Source organism: Mycobacterium sp. 1165178.9, from assembly GCF_001673555.1.
Taxonomy (GTDB): domain Bacteria; phylum Actinomycetota; class Actinomycetes; order Mycobacteriales; family Mycobacteriaceae; genus Mycobacterium.
Window position 1 is genome coordinate 1 of record NZ_LZMB01000462.1, and the last position, 17,065, is coordinate 17,065.

Consider the following 17,065-nt stretch of genomic DNA (forward strand, 5'->3'; position numbering starts at 1 on the left):
ACCGCTCGGTCGACGATTCGCCCTACGGCGGTGGCCCGGGGATGGTGATGAAGGCGCCGGTGTGGGGTGAGGCGCTCGACGAAATCGCCTCTGCGGAAACGCTTTTGATTGTTCCCACCCCGGCAGGCCGATTGTTCACGCAGGCGACGGCCGCGCGCTGGAGCGCCTCACCCCACACCGGCGCCTTCATCACCATCCCCGGGCCACCGCCGTAGGGCGAATCGTCGACCGAGCGGTGCACGTCATACGTCCAGCGCCGCAGGTCGTGCACCTGCAGATCGACCAGGCCGGACTGAATCGCCTTGCCCGGCAACGATTGCCGCAGCGGATCCAGATAGTCCGGAAAGATCGTGACGACGTCGATTCTCATACCGAAGATCCCCCGTTACAGGTCCAGCAGGCCTTCGGGCGGGTCGATCTCGACGGTTCCGTCATCCAGCGACACCGCTGTGACGATCGCAGTCACGAACGGCACCAACACTTCCCGCTTCTCATCGCCGGCCTCGCCCGCCTCGCGCCGCACCGCCAACAGCTCACCCGCCGCGGTGTGCAACACCTCGGCCACGACGCCGACCTCGTGGCCCGCGGTGGTGCGCACGCGCAGGCCTTCGAGCTGATGGTCGTAGTAGGTGTCCGCCTCGTCGATGTCGGGCAAGTCCTCGGAATCGACGACGAACAGGGTGCCGCGCAGCGCGTCGGCGGCATCACGGTCGGTGACGCCGACCAGGCGCACCAGCAGCCGACCGCCGTGCTCGCGCACGCTTTCGACGACACAGCTGCGTTCCGCGCCGCCGCGAGACGGCTTGCCGCGCAACGTGTTACCCGGCGAGAATCGGGCGGCGGGATCGTCAGTGCGGATCTCCACCACCAGCTCGCCGCTGATGCCGTGGGCTTTCACCACGCGCCCGACGGTCAACTCCAAGGGAGTTCCATGAGCAGCGCTGGCCTACTGGTCGGTGTCCACCACGTCGACGCGGATGCCGCGACCGCCGATCCCGGCGACCAGCGTGCGCAGAGCGGTCGCGGTACGACCTCCGCGGCCGATCACCTTGCCCAAGTCGTCGGGGTGGACGTGGACCTCGACGGTCCGCCCCCGGCGGCTGGTCACCATGTCCACCCGGACGTCGTCGGGGTTGTCGACAATCCCGCGGACCAGGTGCTCAACAGCGTCAACGACAACCGTACTCATCGCGGCGGTCAGCTTTCGGTGGTCGGCTCGGCCTGCTCGCCGCCCTCGGCGGGCGCCGCGGCCTCAGGGGCGGCGGTCGCCGCGGGGGCCTCGGCCGCGGCCTCGGGCGCGGGAGACTCCTCCGCCGCCTTCGCGGCCTTCTTGGCCGGGGCCTTCTTCTTCGGCTTCGCGGCCTCGGTGCTTGGTCCGCCGTCGGCCTCGGCCAGCGCGGCGTTGAACAGCTCCAGCTTGCTGGGCTTGGCCGGGGCGACCTTCAAGCGGCCCTCGGCGCCCGGAAGGCCCTTGAACTTCTGCCAGTCGCCGGTGATCTGCAGCAGTTTGCGGACGGGCTCGGTGGGCTGCGCACCCACGGACAACCAGTACTGGGCGCGCTCGGAGTCGATCTCGATGAGGCTCGGTTCTTCCTTCGGGTGGTAGCGGCCGATGACCTCGATGGAGCGGCCGTCGCGACGGGTGCGCGCGTCGGCCACGGAGATGCGGTACTGGGGATTGCGGATCTTGCCAAGCCGGGTGAGCTTGATCTTCACAGCCATGGTTAAGCGATTTCTCCTGTGTGTGTCACGCTGCAATTCAGCGATCGGGGCCCGATGCCCGGATCCGGTTTTGCCTCGCGTGTATGACCGGTCGGCGATGCGTAATCGCTCGGCGGACAGCCGCCCATTGTGCCAGACCGGGGGCGACGATCAGAAATTCGCCCGCTGGCGGGATCACATCACCGCGCCCAGATTGCCGTCATGGTCGTGATCTGGTCGCCAGGCACAGCCCTCACGGCAATCTCGACGTCGCGAGCCGCGCCTCACATCACTTTCTGGAAGACCTTGGTCTCCGCCCGCCGCGTCATGCGCCAGCCGTCGGGCGTACGCACGAACTCGTCGTCGTACCAGAGTCCGCAGAACAGCACCTGGTCCTTGTCGCCGCCCAGCACCATCGGGTTGAAGCAGATTACCCGCGACGAGGCCTTGTCTCCGTCGATCCGGACCGAGAAGTTGCCCAGCATGTGCGCGTACACCGGGAAGTTGGGCAGCACCTCGGACAGCCATTTCTTCACCTCGGGGTAGTTGCCCTCGATGCCGCCCAGCGCGGTGTAGTCGATGTAGGCGTCGGGCGTGAATACCCTGTCCAGGTCGTCGAATCGCCGGTTGTCGATCGCGGTGGAGTAATCCACCAGAAGCTGCTGGATCTCGAGGCGGTCGGAGATTTCGGCCAGGCTCAACATGCCGTCGATTGAACACGATCCGGCCGCGTGGCGCGGCGCGCTAGCGGTACTGACGGGGCGAGCCAGAGCGGGCCGCCCTGCGGTAGCTGCCGGGACCGTAGCCGAACCACCGTCGACACGACCGGCTGAGCACGCTCTGCTCGGCGTAACCGAGTTCTCGGGTGAGGTGCGACAGGCTCATGTCGGTGTCGCGTAGGTAGTGTTCGGCCGTTTCGCGGCGCACGGCATCGATGAGCTTGCCGAAGGTGGTGTGCTCCGCGGACAGGCGACGGTGCAATGCCCTGGGGTGCAAGTCGAACTGGGCGGCGATCAGCTCGAGGCTGGCGGTGCCGGTGGGCAGCAGTTGACGGACCATCGCGCGCACCGACTGCGTCATGCCGGGTTCGTGTGTCGTGATCCCGCTCAGGTACTGGACGACCGCTTGATGGGCAAGTGCGTCCTGGTTGAGGGAGCGCGCCAGATCAGCGGTGCGGAAGGTGAAGCCGGCTGTCGGTCGCCCGAATCGCGGCCGGCAGCCGAAGTAGGTCAGATAGTCGGCGGTCGCGGTAAGCGGCTGGTGCGGAAGGTGCACGCTCAAGGGCTGGTACTGCGCGCCGAGCAGGAATCGCAACACACCCAGCGACACCCCGAGGGAGAGTTCGGTGGTCTGTGGGTGCGGGGGTGGCCGCTCGATCAGCACCTCGAACGCATAGAACGACTGTGCGGCGTCGGTACCGGGCGTTATGCGCGCGGAGATGGCCGGGCTGTAGGCCGCCAAGAAAGTTTCGACGATCGTGAAGGCGTCGCCGACCGTGGGCGCGGTGCGCGCGGCCACCCCGAGCGGACCAAGGATTTCGATGCCTTGGCGCAGTGCCAGCCGCCGACCGAAATCCGGGGTGCGGGTGGCTGCTCCGGCTGTCTCGACGGCCACGATGAGGCCACGGTAGGGCAGAAAGACCTCGTGCTCGCCGACGTCTTCGGGCCGGAGGCCCGCGGCGCGCAGCAGCTCGATTGGGTCGCCGCCTAGTTCGGCGACCAGGCGGGGATAGCCCGACAGCGACGTTCCTCGCACCACCGACATGTCAACGAATGTCAAAAAATCGTCAACAAATGTCAAGACCCTGGGCCGGTCGCGGCCGCATCCTGGGCGCCAACGAGGCAACCCGATCAAAGGAACCCCCATGAGCTTCGACACCGTGATCCGCAACGGCCGCTGGTTCGACGGCACCGGCGCGCCGTCGGCGATCCGCGACATCGGCGTCCGGGACGGTCACGTGGCGGCCATCAGCCCGCGTCCGCTCGACGCGACCGGCTGCGGTCAGGTGATCGACGCCGGAGGCAAGTGGGTGCTGCCGGGCATGGTCGACATCCACACCCACTACGACGTCGAGGTGCTGGCCGCTCCGTCGCTGTCGGAGTCACTGCGCCACGGCGTGACGACCGTGATGGTGGGGTCCTGTTCCTTATCGACCGTTCACGTCAACGGGCAAGACGCCGGCGACCTGTTCGCGCGGGTCGAAGCCATTCCGCGCGAGCACGTTATCAGCACGGTTGACCAGTACAAGACGTGGCGTAACTGCGAGGAGTACATCGCCGCCTTGGAGGCACGGCCGTTGGGCCCGAATGTGGCTGCCTTCATTGGTCATTCGGACATGCGGGCCGCGACGATGGGTCTAGACCGCGCCACCCGCAAGCAGCTGCGGCCGAGCAGGGCCGAGCAGTCGCGGATGGAGCAGATGCTGGCCGAGGCCCTGCGGGCCGGATTTGTCGGAATGTCTTCGCAGCAGCTGCTTTTCGACAAACTTGACGGCGAGACCTGCCGTTCCCGTACCTTGCCGTCCACGTATGCGAAGCCGCGGGAGCTGCGCCGGCTGAAGTCACTGCTGCGGCGCAACGGGCGAGTCTTGCAGGCGGGTCCCGACATTCAGAACCCATTCAACATCGCATCCCAGGCGATGCAGTCGCTGGGCATCGGTCGCAGGCGACTGAAGACCACTCTGCTCTCAGCCGCCGACATCAAGGCCAACCCGTGGCTGATCGCGACGATGGGGCCGGCGGCCCGGCTCGTCAACAAGCTTGGCGGCGACTTCCGCTGGCAGCACCTGCCGGTGCCGTTCGAGGTGTATGCCGACGGCATCGATCTGGTGATCTTTGAGGAGTTCGGTTCCGGCGCGGCGGCAATGCATCTGAAAGAACAAGTGGCCCAACGGAACGAGCTGCTATGCGACGAAGACTACCGTCGGCGGTTTCGGAAGGACTACGACACCAAGTTCGGGCTGCGGGTGTGGCATCGGGATTTCTTCGACGCCGAGATCGTCGCATGCCCCGACGCGTCCGTCATCGGTAAGTCCTTCGGGCAGGTTGGTATCGACCGCGGCGGGCTGCACCCCGTCGACGCGTTCCTCGACCTGGTCGTCGAGCACGGAACCGCCCTGCGGTGGCGCACCACGATCTCCAACCACCGCCCCGAGTTGCTCAAGAAGCTGGCCCGCGAACCAGGCGTCCAGATGGGTTTTTCGGACGCGGGGGCGCACCTGCGCAACATGTCGTTTTACAACTTCGGGCTGCGCCTGCTGCGCCACGTCCACGACGCCGAAAAGGCCGGCAAGCCGTTCATGACCATCGAGCAGGCGGTGCACCGGCTGACCGGCGAACTGGCCGACTGGTATCGAATCGACGCCGGCCATCTGCGGATGGGCGACCGCGCCGACCTGGTCATCGTCGACCCCGCACACCTCGATGACTCGCTGGACAGCTACGCGGAGGCAAAGGTCGAGCAGTACGGCGGATTGTCGCGGATGGTGAACCGCAACGACGACACCGTCAGCGCCGTCCTGGTCGCGGGACAACCGGTGTTCCTCGACGGGCGGCCCACCGAGGTGCTGGGCACGCAGCGCACCGGCAGCTTCCTGCGCACAAACACCCCCGCGCCGGCAACCACCCCGACCGCGGCCGAACCTGTCGCTGTTGTCGTGTAGCCGACGTGCAGGGAACCATCGGTCTAGGACAGAGACGGAAGTTAGACTTTGCGGCCATGCGGAAGCTCACGGCCACAGCCGCTACCCTGCTCGCGCTCGGTACCTGCACCGCCACCGTCACCATGTCCACCGCGTGGGCCGACAACACGCAGCCGGTCGGCTCGATCCCCATTCCCGACGGTCCCGCGCAGACCTGGATCATCGCCGACCTCGACAGCGGTCAGGTGCTGGCCGGTCGCGACCAGAACGTGGCGCACCCGCCGGCCAGCACCATCAAGACGCTGTTGGCGCAGGTGGTCCTGGATTCGGTGAGCCTGGACTCGACCGTTGTCGCCGATGTCGCCGACACCCAGGTGGAGTGCAACTGCGTCGGCATCAAACCGGGCCGCACCTACACCGCGCGCCAACTCCTGGACGGCCTGCTGCTGGTCTCGGGTAACGACGCCGCCAACACCCTGGCCCACATGCTGGGCGGGCCGGACGTCGCCGTCGCCAAGATGAACGCCAAGGCGGCCTCACTGGGTGCCACCAACACGCACGCGGCCACGCCGTCCGGTCTGGACGGCCCGGGGGGTTCGGGCGCGTCGACGGCGCACGACCTGGCGGTCATCTTCCGCGCAGCGATGGCCAACCCGGTGTTCGCGCAGATCACCGCCGAGCCGTCGGCGATGTTCCCCGGCGACAACGGCGACCACCCGATTACCAACCAGGACGAGCTGTTGGAACGCTACCCCGGCGCGATCGGCGGCAAGACCGGCTTCACCGACGCCGCCCGCAAGACCTTCGTCGGGGCCGCCGCACGCGGTGGCCGCCGGCTGGTGATCGCCATGATGTACGGGCTGATCAAACAGGGCGGCCCGACGTACTGGGATCAGGCGGCGACGCTGTTCGACTGGGGATTCGCGCAGAGCCCGCAGTCCAGTATCGGCTCGCTGTAGCTTCTCGTCAGGAGTCGGCGTCCGGCAGCGCCGCGGTCAGCAGAGCCATCAGCACTGGAATGCGTTGCGCCGCAATCTCAGGCTGCGGCAACACCCCTTCGATCACGGCGGCCCCGTCGAACACATTGCGCATCAGCGCAGCCACGACTGGCACGGTTTCCGGGGGAAAGCCGTCGGCGCCGGGCAGCGCCCGCGCGTTCTCGTCGATCTTCGCGGCGTACTGCGCGAGCTCGTGTTGCAAAGTGTCCCTGAGCTTTTCGTCGGTGCGCGCGGCAATCGTCAGCTCGTAGATCACGGCGTTGATCGGGCCGCTGGTGATGTCGCGCAGGATCTCCAGCACCGCTTGCAGCGCCGGGCGGTCGGCCGGTATTTCGGCGACTCCTTTGGTGAACGACTCCAGCTGACGGCGCAGTACCTCCGAGGCCGTAGCGGCCATGAAATCGCCCATGGTGTCGAAGTGCCGGAACAGCGCACCCACCGAGACCCCGGCCCGCTTGGCAATAACCGCCGCCGACGCCTTGGCGTAGCCGACCTCGATGATCGTGGCGATGCAGGCGTCGATGAGCCGCCCGACGGTCTCCTCGCGACGCTGCTGCTGAGTTCTGGCCATGTCAGGCCGTGACTCTCACCGCGTCGCGCTCGCGGCGGGCCCGCTCGCCCGCCCGCAGGTAGCGGCCCGACCGCACGGATTGCCCGTAGCCGTCCCGGAATTCGCCTTTGGAGTGGCTTCCACCGAAGACGACCACGCCGCCCACGCCGGTGGCGATGACGGCGTCGTCGTTGCGGTTGACCATGCGCCGCAGGCCGCCGTAGAACGGCACCGCCTCCTCGTGGTAGCCGTCGACGGATTCGTTGAGTCCGGCCGGATCGATCACCACGAAGTCCGCACGGTCGCCCAGTTGCAGCGTGCCCGCGTCGACGCCGAACCATTCCGCCAGTTCACCGGTGAGCCGATGCACCGCGCGCTCGATCGACATGAAGGGCGCGCCGGCCCGGTAGGCGTCGCGGGTGCGCTTGAGCATCCGCAACCCGAAGTTGTAGAACGCCATGTTGCGCAGGTGCGCTCCGGCATCCGAGAAGCCCATGTGCACGCTGCCTTCGTTGGCGAGCGCGTCCAGCAGCTTGGGGCGATGGTTGGCGACGACGGTGGTCCACCGGACGTTGCGTTCACCGTTTTCGACGAGCACGTCCAGAAACGCGTCGAGCGGGTGTAGCTTGCGCTCGTCGGCGATCGCGCCAAAGCTCTTGCCGATCAACGATTTGTCCGGGCATTCGACGATCACCGCGTCGTGGAAGTCGCGGTGCCACAGTGACGGTCCGAGCTTGACGCGGTCGAACTCGCGCCGGAACTTGCGACGGTATTCCTTGTCCGCCAGTAACGCGTTGCGCTCCAACTGGTCTCGCAAGTGCAGGGCGGCCGTTCCGGCACCGAACTCCTCGAAGACAGGCAGGTCGATTCCGTCGGAGTACAACTCGAACGGCACCGGCAGGTGCTGGAATCGCACGCTGGCGCCGAGCAGCTTGTTCAGCAGACGAGTCCCCGGGCCGAACACGTAGACCGACAGCGGCATCGATTTGGCGTCGGCGGACACCAGCATGCTCATCCGAACGCCCTTGCCCCAGTTGAACAACCGGCTACTGGCCAGGAAGAACAGCATTCCGGTCGACGGCTTCGCCACGTTGGGGGCGCTCTGCAGGATTCGGCCGCGCTTGCGCAGGACCTTGATCAGCCTGCGCCGTTCCCGCCAGGTCGCGAAGGTGGACGGGAGGGCGCGTGAGCGGAACCTCTCGCCGTCGAGTTTGTCGATGGGCGCGTCCATCCCGGACATGCCGAGGACGCCGGCGCCGAGGGCCTCGTCCAGCAGGTCGGCCATCTTCTCCAGCTCGCCCTCGGTGGGCCGCACCGTGGCGTCGGTGGCCCGATCCAGTCCCAGCACCGCGGTCCGCAGGTCCGAATGACCAAGCAGTGAACCGACATTGGGCCCCAGCGGCAGGGCGTCGATCGCCTTGATGTACTCCGCGGCCGTCGACCAGGTCCGGTTGGAATCCAACGCACCGAAAACGTATTCGCGCGGCACCGCCTCCACCCGGCTGAACAGGTCGGCGGCGTCCCGGGAATCGGCGTAGACCGTCGACAAAGAGCAGTTGCCCAGCAGCACCGTGGTGACGCCGTGGCGCACCGACTCGCGCAGCCCGGGATCCAGCAGCACCTCGGCGTCGTAGTGCGTGTGCACGTCGAGAAAGCCGGGCACGACCCACTTGCCTGCCGCGTCGATCACCTCGGGGCACCCGGTCTCATCCAGCGGCTCCGAGGAGACCGTGGCCACGACGCCATCGCGGATACCGAGCGTGCGCGTCAGGGGTGCGCTGCCCGTGCCGTCGAACCACAATCCGTCGCGAATGATGACGTCGTAGGCCATGGTTTCCTCCGGGTCGGTGATGTCGGAACACTAACATAGATAGCAAGTACTCGCAATCTTTTCCCGGCGGAACCGCGCGGGTATTCAGCGACGGAGGTCAGTGTGCGGCATCGAGGCGCGCCGGGGCCGCAATCGCGCTGATGTCGGCGCGGCGGGGCAAGGCATGCGCTGACCCCGCCGTGTGCGGTTAGACCGGTGACCGGAAGATGTTGCCGCGCAGCATGATCAGATCGGGACTGTTCAACACGGCGACGCCCGAGCACGGGTCGCTCGAGTAGCACAGCAAGTCCGCCGAGGCCCCGTGATCGAGGCCGGGCCTGCCGAGCCAGCGGCGCGCGTCCCAGCACGCCGCGCCCAGCGCCTCGGCTGGGCTCATCCCGATGCTCTTGAGCGCTTCGACCTCGTCGGCGATGCGGCCGGGCGCGACCATCGTGCCGGCGTCGCTGCCGGCATAGATCGGCACGCCCGCGTCGCGGGCCGCCGCGATCCGGGACAGTCCACGCGCATGCAGGTCACGCATGTGCGCGGCGTACGCCGGATACTTCGATGCCGCGTCGGCGATCCCGGGGAAGTTCTCCACGATGTTGACCAGCGTCGGAACCAGGACGGTCCCATGCTCGACCATCAACTCGATGGTGTCGTCGTCCAGGCCGGTGCCGTGCTCGATGCAGTCGATGCCGGCGCTGATCAGCCCGGGCAGCGCGTCCTCACTGAAGACGTGCGCGGTGACCCGGGCGCCGTGGGCATGCGCGGTCTCGATCGCGGCCTTGAGCACGTCGTCGGACCACAACGGGGCCAGATCGCCGACGCTGCGGTCGATCCAGTCGCCGACCAGCTTGATCCAGCCGTCGCCGCGCTTGGCCTCCTCGGCCACCGCCTGCGGCAGTTGCCATTCGTCTTCCAGCTCACGCGAGAAGCCCGCGGCATACCGCTTGGGTCTGGCCAGATGCTTTCCGGCACGGATGATTCGGGGCAGATCATCGCGCTCATCGAGGCTGCGGGTGTCCGTGGGCGACCCGCAGTCCCGCAGCAGCAGCGCGCCGACTTCGCGTTCGATTTCGGCCTGGGCGATCGCGTCGTCCAGCGGGATCTCGCCGTGATCACCCAGGCCCACGTGGCAGTGGGCGTCGACCAGACCGGGCACGATCCAGCCGCCGTCGAAGACGGTGTCGGCGCCGACGACAGGCTCGGTGCTGATGCGGCCGTCGACGATCCACAGTTCGATCTCGGTTTCGTCGGGCAGCCCCACACCCCGCACGTGCATGCGCACCGGGCGGCTAATTTCTTCCGGGGTTGCCCGGGAACTTCAGCTTGGACAGATCGAAGTCGGCCAACCCGGGCGGCAGCTCGTTGAGGCCTTCGGGCATCTGGGACAGGTCGGGGAATCCGGCCGGCATCCCGGCGCCCAGCGGGTTGCGGGCCTTCGGCGGCGTCGGACCGCGTCCACCCTTCTTGCCCTTTTTGCCGGCCTTGCCCTTCGCCCCCTTGGACTTTCGCGTCGCCGACTTGCGGCCCAGACCGGGGATCCCCATCCCGCCGAGCATCGACGACATCATCTTGCGGGCCTCGAAGAAGCGGTCCACCAGCTGGTTGACCTCGGACACCGTGACGCCCGAGCCGTTGGCGATGCGCAGCCGGCGCGACGCGTTGATGATCTTCGGATCGGCCCGCTCCGCGGGCGTCATGCCGCGAATGATGGCCTGCAGGCGGTCGAGCTGGCTGTCGTCGACCTGGGCCAGCGCGTCCTTCATCTGGCCCGCGCCGGGCAGCATGCCCAGCAGGTTCCCGATCGGGCCCATCTTGCGGATGGCCAGCATCTGTTCCAGGAAGTCCTCGAGCGTGAGCTCGCCGGTGCCGATCTTGACGGCGGCGGCCTCGGCCTGCTCGGCGTCGAAAACCTGCTCGGCCTGCTCGATCAGGCTCAGCACGTCGCCCATGCCCAGGATGCGGCTCGACATCCGGTCGGGGTGGAAGACGTCGAAGTCCTCCAGCTTCTCGCCGGTGGAGGCGAAAAGGATTGGGACGCCGGTCACCTCGCGGACCGAGAGCGCCGCGCCGCCGCGGGCGTCACCGTCGAGTTTGGTCAGCACCACACCGGTGAAGCCGACGCCCTCGCGGAACGCGTCCGCAGTGGTGACGGCGTCCTGACCGATCATCGCGTCCAGCACGAACAGGACTTCGTCGGGATTGATCGCGTCGCGGATCGCCGCGGCCTGAGCCATCAGCTCGTCGTCGATCCCGAGCCGGCCTGCGGTGTCGACGATGACGACGTCGAAATGCTTGGCCTGCGCCTCGGCGAGTCCGGCCGCGGCAACGGCGACCGGGTCGCCGGGCCCAGATTCGGGGGAAGCGCCAGGATGCGGCGCGAAGACCGGTACCCCGGCGCGCTCACCGACCACCTGCAGCTGGTTGACCGCGGCCGGGCGCTGTAGGTCGCACGCCACCAGCAGCGGGGTGTGCCCCTGTCCGCGCAGCCAGGCGGCCAGCTTGCCGGCCAGCGACGTCTTTCCGGAACCCTGCAGACCGGCGAGCATCACCACGGTCGGCGGGGTCTTGGCGAAGGCCAGCTGACGGGTCTCCCCACCCAGGATGCCGATGAGTTCTTCGTTGACGATCTTGACGACCTGCTGCGCCGGATTGAGGGCACCGGAGACCTCGGCGCCCTTGGCGCGGTCCTTGATCCGGGTGACGAAGGCGCGCACCACGGGCAGCGACACATCGGCTTCAAGCAGCGCCAGCCGGATTTCGCGAGTAGTGGCCTCGATATCAGCGTCGGTCAATCGACCCTTGCCGCGTAGCCCAGCCAGGGCACCGGTCAATCGGTCGGACAGCGATTCAAACACCCCGCCAGCCTAGTGGAGCCCGGTGGGGCGGACTCACCGTCGCCGACCGCGACACTGAAACTATGCACACGACACGCCGAGAACGATGTTCGTAATTTCAGTCTCGCGGGGACGGCGAGCGGGTTTGAATGGTCAAGTGCTCGAGGTGATCGACAAGGGGTCCTGCAGCGAAGCGCATCCCGTGCCCCTGCTCTTCGTGCACGGCGGCTGGCATGGCGCTTGGTGCTGGGACGACGGTTTCCTGGACTATTTCGCCGACGCCGGCTACCGCGCGGTCGCGATGAGCCTGCGCGGGCATGGCACCAGCCCCACCGACAAGCCGCTGCCCAAGGTGTCGATCGCCGACTACATCGACGACGTCCGCGCGGTTGCCGACGACCTGGGCGGCTCGCCAGTGCTCATCGGCCACTCCCTGGGCGGCTACACGATTCAGCGCTACCTCGAGGACCGAACCGCCGCGGCCGCCGTTCTGGTGGGCTCGCTGCCGCCGTCGGGGGTGCTCGGGACATCGCTGCGCGTTTGGCGCCGCCGGCCGACCATGACGATCGAATCCTGGAACGACCCGACACTGCTGAAATTCCTGGCCACCCCGGCGCTGGCGCGCGAATACCTCTTCTGCGCGGACACGCCCGAGGACATCGTCGAATCCTGCCGGCACCGCGCAGGCCCGGAAAGCATCCGCGCGGCGATGACCGACCCGATGTTCCGCCGGGTGAAAACCCGGCGCGTGACGACGCCGGTCCTGGTGCTCGGCGCCACGCACGACGGCTTCGTCAGCATGGCCGCGGTGCGCGCCACCGCGCGCGCCTACCGAACCAAGCCGGAATTCTTTTCCATGGGCCACAACATGATGCTCGAACCGGGCTGGGCCGACGTTGCCGGACGTATCCACGAATGGCTGCAGACCCGCGAAACGGTGAGCCCGGCACGATAGCCAGTCGAGTCGTTACTGCGCCGAAAAGCGTTGGCGTGCTAGATTTCACAGCCGCGACTCAATCGAGTCAGCCGCGTCGACGAGCAATGAACGGGGGGCCTGTGTCGATGCCGCTCGGCGACATCCAGGCGCGGGCCGACAGCGATCCCAGCGACACCAGTGGTACCGGTGTGCTGCGCGGCTGGCAGCGCAGGGCGCTGGTGAAGTACCTCGCGGGCCGGCCGCGGGATTTCCTGGCGGTGGCCACGCCGGGCTCGGGGAAAACGACCTTCGCCCTGCGAGTGGCGGCCGAACTGCTCGGTCAACGGGCCGTCGAGCACGTCACCGTCGTGGTGCCCACCGAGCACCTGAAGGTGCAGTGGGCGCAGGCCGCGCAGCGCTACGGCCTGGCCCTGGACCCGAGGTTCTCCAACAGCAACCCGCGCATCGCCCCGGAGTATCACGGCGTGATGGTCACCTACGCGCAGGTCGCCGCGCATCCGACCTTGCACCGGGTGCGCACCGAGCAACGCAAGACCCTGGTGATCTTCGACGAGATACACCACGGCGGCGACGCCAAAACGTGGGGCGACGCCATCCGCGAAGCCTTCGGCGACGCCACCCGTCGGCTCGCCCTGACCGGGACGCCATTTCGTAGCGACGACAGTCCCATCCCGTTCGTGACCTACGAGGCCGGTCCGGACGGCATACGTCGTTCGCAGGCCGACCACACTTACGGCTACACCGATGCCCTCGCCGACGGCGTGGTCCGTCCGGTGGTGTTCCTCGCCTACTCCGGGGAGGCTCGGTGGCGCGACAGCGCCGGCGAGGAGCACGCGGCCCGCCTCGGCGAGCCGCTGTCGGCCGAGCAGACCGCGCGCGCCTGGCGCACGGCGCTAGATCCCGCCGGCGAATGGATGCCCGCGGTGATCACCGCAGCGGATCTGCGGCTGCGCCAATTACGCACGCACATACCCGATGCCGGCGGAATGATCATCGCCTCGGATCAGACCGCCGCGCGCGCCTATGCCGTCCTGCTGACGAAGCTGACCGACGAGACGCCCACGCTGGTGCTCTCCGACGACCGCGGGTCGTCGGCGCGGATCAGCGAATTCGCCGCGGGCACCGGCCGCTGGCTGGTCGCGGTGCGCATGGTCTCCGAAGGTGTCGACGTGCCGCGGTTGTCGGTCGGGATCTACGCCACCAGCGCCTCCACGCCCCTGTTCTTCGCGCAGGCCGTCGGCCGGTTCGTGCGGTCGCGTCGCCCTGGCGAAATCGCGAGCATCTTCGTGCCGTCGGTGCCGAACCTGCTGCAGCTGGCCAGTGAGCTGGAGGCTCAGCGCAACCACGTGCTCGGCGAGCCGCATCGCGTCTCCGAGAGCGACCCGCTCGAAAGCGATCCCGCCACCAAGACGCAGGACGAGAAGAGCGACCTCGACAAGGGGTTCACCTCGTTGGGCGCCGACGCCGAACTCGATCAGCTCATCTTCGACGGATCGTCGTTCGGCACCGCCGCTCCGGCCGGCAGCGACGAGGAGGCGGACTACCTCGGCATCCCGGGGCTGCTCGATGCCGATCAGATGCGCACGCTTCTGCACCAGCGTCAGGACGAACAGCTGCAGAGGCGCGCCCAATTGCAGAAGGAAGGCGGCGCGCTTGCGGCCGTCGGCACCCCTCCGGCCACCGTGCACGGGCAGCTTCGGGAGTTGCGCCGCGAGCTGAACACCCTCGTCTCGATCGCCCATCACCGAACCGGCAAGCCGCACGGCTGGATCCACAGCGAACTGCGCCGCCGCTGCGGTGGCCCCCCGATCGCTGCGGCGAGCCGCGAACAGCTGCGCGCGCGCATCGACGCCGTGCGCCAGCTCAACGCCGAGCATTCGTGAGCTGGTGCGGCCTGCGGCGATCGCGAGCGCGGCGAGCCGGGCGAAGCGGGTCGCCGCCGTCAGCCTCGCGGCGATCGCGAGCGCGGCGAAGCGGGTCGCCGCCGTCAGCCTCGCGGCGATCGCGAGCGCGGCGAGCCGCGCGAAGCGGGTCGCCGTCGTTCAGCCCTAGTCGCCGACGGGTTCCTCGAGCACCTCGACCGCCGGGCCGCCCAACACGGCCAGCAGGCTCTGCTCCACCCCGTCGCGCGCACCGTGCTCGGCGCCGGCGGCCGCGTCGGCCACTTCTGCCGGCACCGTCACGCAGAAGACGTCCGCCGCCGTCGACCCGAAGGTGTTGACCTTTGCCCAGACGATGTCGGTGCCCGCCAGCTCCAGCGCGCGGGTCAGCAGCGCGAGCAACCCGAGTCGGTCCATGGCGCGGACCTCGACGATCAACTGGTCGGGTGAGGCCGAGTCAACCCACAGGATGCGGGGCGGCGCGGTCGATCGCGTGACGGGCACCCCGATCTGGACCTCGCCGGCCCGGCCGGCGGCCGCGCTGATGGCATCGCTGTCGCGCTTTTCCAGCGCCCCCAACACGTCGACGTCGCCGGCTAGCGCGCCGGTGAACTGCTGGCGCAACAGGCCCGCTTCCGGCGGTGAGCCGAACAGCGGCGACACCACGAATTCGACGATCGCGAAGCCCTCGTGGGTGCTGGCCGACGCCGAATGGATGCGCAGCGAGTTCAGCGCCAGCACAGCGGCCGCCTTTGATACCAGCCCCCGCTGATCCGGCGCGGCCATCACTACGTCCAGACGCTCGCCGCCGCTTGGCTTGATGTCCACATGAACGCCGCGATCGGCGACCAGCGATAGATATTGCGGCGCAGCGGGTTTCGCTTCTGGCAGCGGCTCCCCCGCCATCACCAGCCGGCAGCGCCGGACCAGGTCCTCGATCAGCGACGCCTTCCACTCGCTCCACACCCCGGGGCCGGTGGCCTTCGAATCCGCCTCGGTCAGCGCATGCAGGACTTCGAGCAGCAGCGCGTCCCCGCTCAGCGCTTTCACCACGCGTTCAATGGTGTTGGGGTCGTTGAGGTCGCTGCGGGTGGCCACCATCGGCAGCAAAAGGTGGTGGCGAACCAGCTGGGCGAGCAGCTCGGTCTCGGCCGACGAGATGCCCAACCTGGGCCCGATCTCGAGCGCCAGGCCCGCGCCCAGCACGCTGTGGTCGACGCCGCGACCTTTGCCGATGTCGTGCAGCAGTGCGCCCAACGCGAGCAGGTCGGGCCGCGCCACCCGGGTGGACAGCGGTGCGGCGTTGACGGCGGTTTCGATGACGTGGCGGTCCACCGTCCATTTGTGCGCGACGTCGCGGGGCGGCAGGTCGCGGATGGCGTCCCATTCGGGCAGCAGCCGGCCCCACAGCCCGGTGCGGTCGAGCGCCTCGATCGTCGCCACCGTGGTCGTCCCGGCGGACAGCACAATGAGAAAGTCGTCCAACGACTCTCGCGGCCATGGCACCGGCATCTCTGGCGCGCTGGCGGCCAGCCGGCTCAGCGTGGCGGCGCCGATCGGCAACCCGGTATCGGCCGACGCGGCGGCCACCCGCAGCACCAAACCGACGTCGGTATCCGGGTGTGCGTCGCGGGCAAGGACGATCTCGCCGGCATATTCGACGACACCCTCGTCCAGCGGGCGGCGCTTGGGCCGCCGAACCAGGGCCGTCATCCCGCGCCGCGGCAGCGCATTCTCGGCCGTCCGAATGCCAGTCTCGGTATGGTAGGCGATGGTGCGCCCGGCATCGGATAGCTTGCGCGCCAAGTCAAATCGGTCTCCGATGTGTAGGGCCGCGCTGATCTCGTCGGCGTATTGGGCCTGCACCTGGTCGCGGCCGCGTCCCGACACCCGGTGCAGCTCGGTGCGCACGTCGAGCAGCGTCAGGTGGGCATCGTCGAGTGAACCGCCGGGTGATTCCGGACGCGCCATGCCGTGGCGGTCGATCAGCTGGGCAACACCAAGGGCGTCGAGCAGTTGCACGTCGCGAAGGCCGCCGCATCCCGACTTCAGGTCCGGCTCGGCGCGCTGCGCGATCCGTCCGCACCGTTCCCAGCGGGTCTGCGTCATTTCGACGAGCTCGTTCATGCGGGAGCGAATTGCGCTGCGCCACTGCCGACGTGCGCCGGCGATCAATTCGTCGGACAGCCGGGCGTCGCCGGCGATGTGGCGGGCATCCAGCATGCCCAGCGCCGCGATCATGTCGGCATTGGCGACACCGAGGGCCCCGGAAACCGTCCGCACGCTGTGGTCGAGCCGAACGTTGGCGTCCCACAGGGGATACCACAACTTGTCGGCCACTGTGCCCAGCACGTCGTCGGATTTGTTGTCGTGCAACAGCATCAGGTCGAGGTCGGAATACGGCAACAGCTCGTGGCGGCCCAGTCCGCCGATCCCGACGATCGCGAAACCACTGTCGTCGGTGATCCCGATCTCGTCCGCCTTGGCCATCAACCAGGATTCATGCAAGTCCAGCCAGGCGTGCCGCAGTTCGGCGGCGTGCAGCTTGCTGGGACAGAAGGCGCCAGCGGGGCAGTCGATTTGGCTGCTTCGCGGCGCCTGCTGTCCCAGCTAGCTGCCCGGACGAGTCGGGGTCGTTCGGGCTCATGCCCTCCCGGGCCGCCCGGGTCGAATCAGCAATTGACAGCGGATGTCATAGCGCATCGG

General features: G+C 68.2%; 15 protein-coding genes and 2 pseudogenes. 6 read left to right on the forward strand and 11 right to left on the reverse strand.

What is annotated here, in order from left to right; translation table 11 throughout:
* Positions 1-47 precede the first annotated feature (47 nt).
* Positions 48-110 (forward strand): annotated as a pseudogene (locus A5652_RS29245) (hypothetical protein); the annotation flags it as partial.
* 5 nt (positions 111-115) lie between these two features.
* On the opposite strand, the pseudogene A5652_RS27035 reads toward A5652_RS29245, so the two are convergent.
* The 6 genes and pseudogenes from A5652_RS27035 to A5652_RS19855 form a co-directional block, all read right to left on the reverse strand.
* A pseudogene (locus tag A5652_RS27035) lies at positions 116-370 on the reverse strand (tRNA (guanosine(37)-N1)-methyltransferase TrmD); the annotation flags it as partial.
* Positions 371-385: 15 nt separating this feature from the next.
* A complete protein-coding gene (gene rimM / locus A5652_RS19835; RefSeq protein WP_067355420.1) occupies positions 386-922 on the reverse strand; it encodes a ribosome maturation factor RimM in 537 nt (178 codons plus the stop codon).
* Positions 923-946: 24 nt separating this feature from the next.
* Positions 947-1,189 (reverse strand): RNA-binding protein, encoded by a 243-nt coding sequence (locus A5652_RS19840; RefSeq protein WP_003878715.1) that lies wholly within the window; start codon positions 1,187-1,189, stop codon positions 947-949.
* Positions 1,190-1,197: 8 nt separating this feature from the next.
* Positions 1,198-1,722 (reverse strand): 30S ribosomal protein S16, encoded by a 525-nt coding sequence (gene rpsP / locus A5652_RS19845; protein ID WP_067355423.1) that lies wholly within the window; start codon positions 1,720-1,722, stop codon positions 1,198-1,200.
* 263 nt (positions 1,723-1,985) lie between these two features.
* Positions 1,986-2,405, reverse strand: a complete 420-nt coding sequence (locus A5652_RS19850) for a nuclear transport factor 2 family protein (RefSeq protein ID WP_067355426.1) — start codon at positions 2,403-2,405, stop codon at positions 1,986-1,988.
* A gap of 40 nt (positions 2,406-2,445) precedes the next feature.
* Entirely contained in the window at positions 2,446-3,465 is a 1,020-nt protein-coding gene (locus A5652_RS19855) for an AraC family transcriptional regulator (RefSeq protein ID WP_067355430.1), read from the reverse strand.
* Positions 3,466-3,565: 100 nt separating this feature from the next.
* Here A5652_RS19855 and A5652_RS19860 point away from each other — a divergent pair, with 100 nt between their 5' ends.
* Both A5652_RS19860 and A5652_RS19865 read left to right on the forward strand, forming a co-directional pair.
* On the forward strand, positions 3,566-5,362 hold the full coding sequence (locus A5652_RS19860; protein ID WP_067355434.1) for an amidohydrolase family protein: 1,797 nt from the start codon (positions 3,566-3,568) through the stop codon (positions 5,360-5,362).
* Between the two features lie 56 nt (positions 5,363-5,418).
* Complete coding sequence (locus A5652_RS19865; protein WP_067355438.1) at positions 5,419-6,300, forward strand: D-alanyl-D-alanine carboxypeptidase family protein; 882 nt, start codon at positions 5,419-5,421, stop codon at positions 6,298-6,300.
* 7 nt (positions 6,301-6,307) lie between these two features.
* Here the strand turns inward: A5652_RS19865 and A5652_RS19870 are convergent, their stop codons facing one another.
* The 4 genes from A5652_RS19870 to ffh form a co-directional block, all read right to left on the reverse strand.
* A complete protein-coding gene (locus tag A5652_RS19870) occupies positions 6,308-6,910 on the reverse strand; it encodes a TetR/AcrR family transcriptional regulator (protein WP_067355441.1) in 603 nt (200 codons plus the stop codon).
* Between the two features lies 1 nt (position 6,911).
* Positions 6,912-8,720, reverse strand: coding sequence for an amidohydrolase family protein (locus A5652_RS19875; protein ID WP_067355444.1), 1,809 nt, complete (start codon positions 8,718-8,720; stop codon positions 6,912-6,914).
* A gap of 187 nt (positions 8,721-8,907) precedes the next feature.
* On the reverse strand, positions 8,908-9,984 hold the full coding sequence (locus tag A5652_RS19880) for an amidohydrolase family protein (RefSeq protein WP_156745444.1): 1,077 nt from the start codon (positions 9,982-9,984) through the stop codon (positions 8,908-8,910).
* 13 nt (positions 9,985-9,997) lie between these two features.
* Entirely contained in the window at positions 9,998-11,563 is a 1,566-nt protein-coding gene (gene ffh / locus A5652_RS19885; RefSeq protein ID WP_067355450.1) for a signal recognition particle protein, read from the reverse strand.
* Between the two features lie 136 nt (positions 11,564-11,699).
* On the opposite strand from ffh, the gene A5652_RS19890 reads away from it, so the two are divergent.
* The 3 genes from A5652_RS19890 to A5652_RS27780 all read left to right on the forward strand — a co-directional run bounded on the left by A5652_RS19890 (position 11,700) and on the right by A5652_RS27780 (position 14,531).
* The gene (locus A5652_RS19890) at positions 11,700-12,497 is read left to right on the forward strand and encodes an alpha/beta hydrolase (RefSeq protein ID WP_067355453.1); all 798 of its coding nucleotides are present in this window, start codon (positions 11,700-11,702) and stop codon (positions 12,495-12,497) included.
* Between the two features lie 107 nt (positions 12,498-12,604).
* On the forward strand, positions 12,605-14,362 hold the full coding sequence (locus A5652_RS19895) for a DEAD/DEAH box helicase (protein WP_369805835.1): 1,758 nt from the start codon (positions 12,605-12,607) through the stop codon (positions 14,360-14,362).
* Positions 14,363-14,366: 4 nt separating this feature from the next.
* Positions 14,367-14,531 carry a hypothetical protein gene (locus A5652_RS27780; protein ID WP_156745443.1) on the forward strand — a complete coding sequence of 55 codons (165 nt, stop codon included), beginning with the start codon at positions 14,367-14,369 and terminating at the stop codon, positions 14,529-14,531.
* On the opposite strand, the gene A5652_RS19900 is transcribed toward A5652_RS27780, so the two are convergent.
* Positions 14,528-16,939, reverse strand: coding sequence for a [protein-PII] uridylyltransferase (locus A5652_RS19900; protein WP_067355458.1), 2,412 nt, complete (start codon positions 16,937-16,939; stop codon positions 14,528-14,530). The genes A5652_RS27780 and A5652_RS19900 overlap by 4 nt on opposite strands.
* Positions 16,940-17,065: the final 126 nt, after the last annotated feature.

Coding starts and splice junctions, on each gene's coding strand:
- A5652_RS19840 (WP_003878715.1), bottom strand. CDS start 1,189: ATGAGTACGGTTGTCGTTGACGCTGTTGAGCACCTGGTCCGCGGGATT.
- rpsP (WP_067355423.1), bottom strand. CDS start 1,722: ATGGCTGTGAAGATCAAGCTCACCCGGCTTGGCAAGATCCGCAATCCC.
- A5652_RS19850 (WP_067355426.1), bottom strand. CDS start 2,405: ATGTTGAGCCTGGCCGAAATCTCCGACCGCCTCGAGATCCAGCAGCTT.
- A5652_RS19855 (WP_067355430.1), bottom strand. CDS start 3,465: ATGTCGGTGGTGCGAGGAACGTCGCTGTCGGGCTATCCCCGCCTGGTC.
- A5652_RS19860 (WP_067355434.1), top strand. CDS start 3,566: ATGAGCTTCGACACCGTGATCCGCAACGGCCGCTGGTTCGACGGCACC.
- A5652_RS19865 (WP_067355438.1), top strand. CDS start 5,419: ATGCGGAAGCTCACGGCCACAGCCGCTACCCTGCTCGCGCTCGGTACC.
- A5652_RS19870 (WP_067355441.1), bottom strand. CDS start 6,910: ATGGCCAGAACTCAGCAGCAGCGTCGCGAGGAGACCGTCGGGCGGCTC.
- A5652_RS19875 (WP_067355444.1), bottom strand. CDS start 8,720: ATGGCCTACGACGTCATCATTCGCGACGGATTGTGGTTCGACGGCACG.
- A5652_RS19880 (WP_156745444.1), bottom strand. CDS start 9,984: ATGCACGTGCGGGGTGTGGGGCTGCCCGACGAAACCGAGATCGAACTG.
- A5652_RS19895 (WP_369805835.1), top strand. CDS start 12,605: ATGCCGCTCGGCGACATCCAGGCGCGGGCCGACAGCGATCCCAGCGAC.